Source organism: Neomegalonema perideroedes DSM 15528 (assembly GCF_000374145.1).
Classification (GTDB): Bacteria; Pseudomonadota; Alphaproteobacteria; order Rhodobacterales; family Rhodobacteraceae; genus Neomegalonema; species Neomegalonema perideroedes.
This window is the reverse complement of the sequence record NZ_KB893657.1, coordinates 1-6,097: the sequence shown is the minus strand read 5'-3', so window position 1 is coordinate 6,097 and position 6,097 is coordinate 1. Positions and strand designations below refer to the sequence as shown.

The following is a 6,097-nucleotide window of genomic DNA, read 5'->3' as shown; positions in this document are numbered from 1 at the left end:
GGGAGGTCTGAGGGCCTCGGTTTCGTCGGTCATGCGAAGTTTCCTCATCCTGAGCGATGGGTTGGAGAACGACGCCCGCGGGCCCCGGCGACGCGTTTTACGCCGGGGCCCCTGCTTGTTCAACGCGTAAGAGCGGCGTGAAGCCGCTCCCCGCCTGAGGGATCAGAGGCTCGCGCCGATCTCGCGCAGCCGCGCGATCACCGGAGCCTTGGGCAGCCAGATCTTATCGAAGGCCGCGATGAGGTCGGTGGTGTCCTCCTGACGGATCTCATGCATGGGCACGCCGGTCTCGCGGAATTTCTCGATCAGCGCGGGCTCTTCTCCGGCGAGGCTGTCGATCTGCTCGTCGAGCACGGTCTTGACCGTCTCGGCGATCAGGGCGCGGTCCGCCTCGGGCATGGCCCGCCAGACGCGCCCCGAGGCCACCGCCGCCGCGGGCATGAACAGCGCGTTCATCCGCAGAATGGACTTCGCCACCTTGTCGAAGCGCTGGTTCCACGAGAATTCGATGTCCGCCTCCAGCCCGTCGACCTGGCCGTTGGACATGGCGTCGAAGACCTGCGGCGTCGGGATGGGCGTCGGGGCGGCGCCGAGCAGCTGATAGAAGTCGCGATAGACCGGAGTCGGGTTGATGCGCAGCTTCATGCCGTTCAGCCCGCCGAGGTTCTCGATGGGCTTGGCGGAGAAGACCGCGCGCATGCCGGTGATCGCCCAGCCGAGGCCGATGGTCCCGGTCTCCTGCGGCAGCACGTCGAAGAGCTTCAGCACTTCGGGATGACGGACGAATTTCGCCACGGCGTCGGTGGAGCGCACGAGATAAGGCGCGTTGATCGCGGCGATATGGTTCACGCGCGAACCGAGTTCGGCCGCCTGAATGATTCCCATATCCACGGCGCCCGACTGCAGCTGCTGCATCATGGCCGATTCGTTGCCCAGCTGGCCGGAATGGAACACGGTCATATTGAGGCGGCCGTCGGTCTTCTCTTTCAGCAATTCGGCCAGACGCAGGGCGGCGTCGTTCCAGGAATGCCCGACCGGCGTGATGAGGCCGAGGCGCATCTCGGTGGTCTGGGCGCGCGCGACGGTCGGCGCGGCGAAGGGCAGGGCGGCGGCGGCGCCGACTCCGGCGAGCATCTGACGGCGAGAGAGCTTGAACATGAAGATGGTCCTCCGATTGGTTTTCTTATCCGATGAAGATCAGGGAGATGGCCGGGAAGATCGACAGGATCACGAGAAGAACGCAGGTGATGAGGAAGAAAGGCATCGTCACCAGAAACATCCGCCCCGGATTGGCGCCCGTCGCGGCGGCGGCGACGAAGAAGCACAGCCCCACCGGCGGCGAGAGCAGGCCGAGCACCAGATTGATCACCACCACCACGCCGAAATGATGGGGATCCACGCCATAGACCTCGGTGGCGATGGGCAGCAGGATCGGCACCGTCATGATCAGGCCGGGGATGCCGTCGATCACCGTGCCGATGACCAGCAGGATCACGTTCACCAGCAGCATGAAGGCGATGGGGTCTTTGGCGACGGTCTGAATCCAGCTGGCGACCCGCTGAGGCACGTTGCCGTAGAGCAGAATCCACGAGAGCACGCCCGCCGCGACCACCAGAAACAGCACGATGGCGGAGTAAAGCCCGGCCCGGGTCATGATGGTCGAGAGCTGCGAGAATTTGAGCTGCTTCGTCCAGAAGCGGCCGATGAGCAGCGCCATGACCGCGCCCACGGCGCCCGCCTCGGTCGCGCTGGCCAGCCCCGAGAAGATCGAACCGACGATGACGATGGGAATCGAGAGCGAGGGCAGGGCCTCCCAGACCGTGGCCGCGCGCTGCCGGAGGGTCTGCGGCTCGCTTTTGGGGAATTTCTGGCGATGGCCGATGATCGCGATGACGGCGCAGAAGAGGGCGGTCAGGATCAGGCCCGGCGCGAGGCCCGCCATGAGCATGTCCGAAACCGAAACCTGCGCCATGACGCTATAGACCACGAACATGACCGAAGGCGGCATGATCGAGCCGAGCATGCCGCCATAGGCGGTCAATCCGGCTGCGAAATCCTTGTCATAGCCCTTCTTCTCCATTTCCGGGACCATGATCTGAGACATGATCGCCACCTGCGCCGTGGCCGAGCCGAGGATCGAGGCCACGAACATATTGGCGATGGCGTTCACATAGGCGAGGCCGCCCCGCAGAGATCCGACGAAGGCCATGGCCATGGCCACGATCTTCTTGGTGATGCCGCCTGCGTTCATGATCTCGCCGATGAGGACGAAGAGCGGGATGGCGATCAGGCCATAGCTGTCGACGGAGTTGAACATCTGCAAAGGATAGCTTTGGAACAGCACCGTATCGCCGGAGGACAGCACATAGGCGATGGCCGCGACGCAAAGGCAAAGACCAATGGGAACCCCCACCAGCATCACCGCGAGAAACACCAGAAAAGTCGCCATCAGTTCACCGCCTCTTCCGCGTTGATCACCAGATCGCGCTGAGTCTTTTCGACGAGCCCGAGATCCTCCATGAGGTTCGCGAGGCCGTGGATGATCATGGACAGCGCGAAGATCGGCAGGATCAGATAGAGGATCCAAGTGGGCCAGTTCAGAGTCTGGGTGCGTTCGGCGTAGATGAAGTTGAAGGTCTCTCCGGCGAAGGCTCGGGAGTCGAGGCCGGCGCCGAGAATCCCCGCCGGATCGAACCAGAGCCAGCACATCGCCGCCAGAGCCAGACCGAAGGCCGCCACGATGATCGTGGAGAGGACGCGGCAGAAACGAGCCGCGCGTCCGGACAGGCGCTCGGTCATCATGGTCACGGCGAAATCCAGCCGCAGACGGGTCATGGTCGAGGCGCCGACGAAGGTCAGCCAGACCATGCAATAGACCGCGAATTCGTCGATCCAATAGAGCGGAGCGCCCAGATAGCGCGTCGCGACGTTCAACAGGATCGCGCCGGCGAGCAGACTCATCAGCAGAGTGACGGCGGCGCGTTCAAAAGTCAGAAGACCCTCCGAAAGCCGAATGACGACAGCCCATAGCCCGCGTCGTCGCTCCGCCGGATTCGTGGCGCTTGGCATGATGGATATTCCCCCTGACGTCTTTGTCGTAATTTTCCTGAAGCGTGATGTATAAAATCGACGGTGTCAACGCCGTCTCCGGGGCGAGAGGCCGCTTTCCTGCGCCGCCTCTGGAGGCGACGAAGAAAAATCCTGAGAATTCAAAATCTTGGATTTTCAGACGGGAGCGCCGCCGCGCCGCCTCCTCCCTGTCTCCGCGCATGGGCGCGGAGGCGCTCCCCCTGCGATGGGGCGCCGCCGTCCTCGCCGAAGCTCTGCCGGAGGCCGGAGCGGTTTTCAGCGCCGCTTCAACCTCCTTGGAGGATGTTGGAATCCCCACAGCTGAAGGCCGGATTTGTTGGAATCTCAACACTCAAGATGGTGAGGTTAATCTTGTTTTCTTTTGAATTAATTCATGTTTTCACATTGGCACGTCGTTTGCTTTTATGAACCTGAATGTGATCGCTCAGCGCAGGTTGGAAGTCATGGCCTCTGAAAAAACCATCGTCGTCGTCAACGGCAGCCCTAACGCCGCCTCGCGCACGGGACATCTGCTGGACCGCCTCGCCGAGGCCGCCGCCCGCCGCCTCAAAGCCCGCGTCGAGCGCGTGAACCTCTCGGAGAACAAGGCGCTGCTGACCCGCTTCAGCCGTGAAGAGCTTTCCGCCGAAGAAGAAGCCGTTTTTCGCCGCGTCGAAACGGCGGATCTGCTGATCGTCGGGGCGCCGGTCTATCGCGGCAGCTATCCGGGCGCCTTCAAGCATATCTTCGACCTCGTGGACCGCGACGCCCTCGCGGGCAAGGTGGTTCTGCTCTCGGCGACGGGCGGCGCGCCGCTGCATGGCCTCGTCGGCGAGCATCAGTTCCGGCCGCTCTTCGGCTTCTTCCGGGCGGTGACGGTTCCGAGCTTCGTCTTCGCCACCGAAGGCGAGATCGACGCGCAGCGCGTCTCCGAGGGCTTGGCCGAGCGCATCGAACGGGCGGCCTCCGAGGCTGCGCAATTGCTCGCCGCGACCTCCCTTCAGGTCGCCGCGCCGCGGCCCGTCGTGGTTCTGAGCGCCTGAATCTTCTCACCTCTTCAGCAGATGGAGGCCCTTATGGCCGCTTCCCGTGACGACCAGACCGACGCTCCTCTGAAATTCGCCTATTGGGTGCCCAACGTTTCGGGCGGGCTGGTGATCTCCGACATCGAGCAGCGCACCAGCTGGGACATAGATTATAATATCAAGCTCGCGCGGATCGCCGAGGCCGGCGGCTTCGAATACGCCCTGAGCCAAATCCGTTTCACCGCCGGATACGGCGCCGATAATCAGCATGAATCCGTCTCCTTCAGCCATGCGCTGCTCGCGGCGACCGAGAATCTGAAGGTCATCGCGGCGATCCTGCCCGGCCCATGGACGCCCGCCCTCGCGGCTAAGCAGATCGCCACCATCAACCATCTGACCAAGGGCCGCGTGGCGGTGAACGTGGTCTCAGGCTGGTTCCGGGGCGAATTCGCCGCCATCGGCGAGCCTTGGCTGGATCATGACGAGCGTTACCGCCGCTCCGAAGAGTTCATCCGCGCGCTGCGCGGCATCTGGACCGAAGAGAGCTTCACCTTCGCCGGAGATTTCTACCGCTTCCGCGATTATTCCCTGAAGCCCAAGCCCCTCGATCCTCAGCCGGAGATCTTTCAGGGCGGCTCCTCGCGGGCGGCGCGCGACATGGCCGCGCGGGTTTCGGATTGGTATTTCACCAACGGCAACACCCCGGAGGGCCTCAAGGCGCAGGTGGACGACATCCGCGCTAAGGCTGAGGCCGAAGGCCGTCAGGTCAAGATCGGCGTGAACGCCTTCGCCATCGCCCGCGAGACCGAAGCCGAAGCGAAATCCACCCTCGCCGAGATCATCGCCAAGGCGAATCCCGAGGCGGTGGCGGGCTTCGCGGGCCAAGTCAAGAACGCGGGCAAGGCCTCGCCGGAGGGCGAAGGCAATTGGGCGAAATCCAGCTTCGAAGACCTCGTGCAATATAACGACGGCTTCCGCAGCAATCTCATCGGCACGCCCGAGCAAATCGCCGGGCGCATCCTCGATCTGAAGGACGCGGGCGCGAATCTGATCCTGCTCGGCTTCCTGCATTTTCAGGAGGAGGTCGCCTTCTTCGGCGAAAAGGTGATTCCGCTGGTGCGCGAGCTTGAAGCCGCGCGGCGGGAGCGCGTCGCGGCCGAATAAGGCCGCTCCTCTTCGGCGTTCGGCGCTCTCGATCAAGGATCGCTCCATGACCAGTCTTCCGGCTGAAACGCGCCGCCCTCCGGCGCGACGGACCAGTCTCGCCTCCGATTCCGAGGGCGCTTTGCTCGAACTGAAGGAGATCGGCCTCTCCTTCGGCGGCGTGGCGGCTCTGACGGAGGTGAGCCTTGCGGTGAAGCCGGGCGAGATCTGCGCGGTGATCGGCCCCAACGGCGCCGGGAAATCCTCGCTGCTCAACGTCGCGAGCGGGCTGTATCAGGCCGACCGCGGCGAGATCCGGCTTGAAGGGCGCGGCTTTTCGCGGATTCCCGTCGAGAAGCTGGCGGCTCTGGGCGTGGCGCGGACTTTCCAAAACCTCGCGCTCTTCGGCGGGTTGACCGTGCGCGAGAACGTGGCGGCGGGGCTGGCCTGGCGGCGGCGGGCGAATTTCCTTGAGGAGGTCTTCGCTCTGCCCCGCGCCCGCCGCGAGGATCGGGAGATCGACGCGCGGGTGTCGGAGATCCTCGCCTTCCTGCATCTGGAGGAGATCGCCGACCGCGCCGCCGCGACCCTGCCTTACGGGTTGCAGAAGCGCGTGGAGCTGGCGCGGGCGCTCGTGACGCGCCCGAGGCTCCTGCTGCTGGACGAGCCCATGGCGGGCATGACCGCCACCGAGAAAAACGAACTGGCGGGCTATGTGCGCGCGGCGCGGGATCTCCATGGGGCGGCGGTGCTGCTCATCGAGCATGACGTGGGGTTGGTGATGGGCCTCTCGGATCACGTCGTGGTGCTGGATTACGGCCGCAAGATCGCCGACGGCCCCCCCGCCGAAGTCCGCAAAG

The 6,097-nt window shown here is 64.2% G+C and carries 6 protein-coding genes; 3 read left to right on the top strand and 3 right to left on the bottom strand.

The window, feature by feature from the left end; all coding sequences use genetic code 11:
• Positions 1–162: 162 nt before the first annotated feature.
• From B161_RS0112985 to B161_RS0112975, 3 genes are read right to left on the bottom strand one after another with little or no spacing between them, the layout of a single operon-like run.
• Entirely contained in the window at positions 163–1,158 is a 996-nt protein-coding gene (locus B161_RS0112985; protein ID WP_018633872.1) for a TRAP transporter substrate-binding protein, read from the bottom strand.
• Positions 1,159–1,183: 25 nt separating this feature from the next.
• Positions 1,184–2,449 (bottom strand): TRAP transporter large permease, encoded by a 1,266-nt coding sequence (locus tag B161_RS0112980; RefSeq protein ID WP_018633871.1) that lies wholly within the window; start codon positions 2,447–2,449, stop codon positions 1,184–1,186.
• Positions 2,449–2,961, bottom strand: a complete 513-nt coding sequence (locus tag B161_RS0112975) for a TRAP transporter small permease (RefSeq protein WP_240471623.1) — start codon at positions 2,959–2,961, stop codon at positions 2,449–2,451. Before B161_RS0112975 ends, B161_RS0112980 begins: the two co-directional genes overlap by 1 nt.
• Before the next feature lie 572 nt (positions 2,962–3,533).
• On the opposite strand from B161_RS0112975, the gene B161_RS0112965 reads away from it, so the two are divergent.
• The 3 genes from B161_RS0112965 to B161_RS18020 all read left to right on the top strand — a co-directional run.
• Positions 3,534–4,112 (top strand): NAD(P)H-dependent oxidoreductase, encoded by a 579-nt coding sequence (locus tag B161_RS0112965; RefSeq protein WP_018633868.1) that lies wholly within the window; start codon positions 3,534–3,536, stop codon positions 4,110–4,112.
• Between the two features lie 33 nt (positions 4,113–4,145).
• Positions 4,146–5,258 carry a dimethylsulfone monooxygenase SfnG gene (gene sfnG, locus B161_RS0112960; RefSeq protein ID WP_018633867.1) on the top strand — a complete coding sequence of 371 codons (1,113 nt, stop codon included), beginning with the start codon at positions 4,146–4,148 and terminating at the stop codon, positions 5,256–5,258.
• Between the two features lie 46 nt (positions 5,259–5,304).
• On the top strand, positions 5,305–6,097 hold a 793-nt coding region (locus B161_RS18020; protein WP_157755645.1), incomplete at its 3' end, for an ABC transporter ATP-binding protein.

Bases quoted from the DNA above. Each gene is read 5' to 3' on its own strand.
- B161_RS0112985 (WP_018633872.1), bottom strand. From the start codon at position 1,158: ATGTTCAAGCTCTCTCGCCGTCAGATGCTCGCCGGAGTCGGCGCCGCC.
- B161_RS0112980 (WP_018633871.1), bottom strand. From the start codon at position 2,449: ATGGCGACTTTTCTGGTGTTTCTCGCGGTGATGCTGGTGGGGGTTCCC.
- B161_RS0112975 (WP_240471623.1), bottom strand. From the start codon at position 2,961: ATGAGTCTGCTCGCCGGCGCGATCCTGTTGAACGTCGCGACGCGCTAT.
- B161_RS0112965 (WP_018633868.1), top strand. From the start codon at position 3,534: ATGGCCTCTGAAAAAACCATCGTCGTCGTCAACGGCAGCCCTAACGCC.
- sfnG (WP_018633867.1), top strand. From the start codon at position 4,146: ATGGCCGCTTCCCGTGACGACCAGACCGACGCTCCTCTGAAATTCGCC.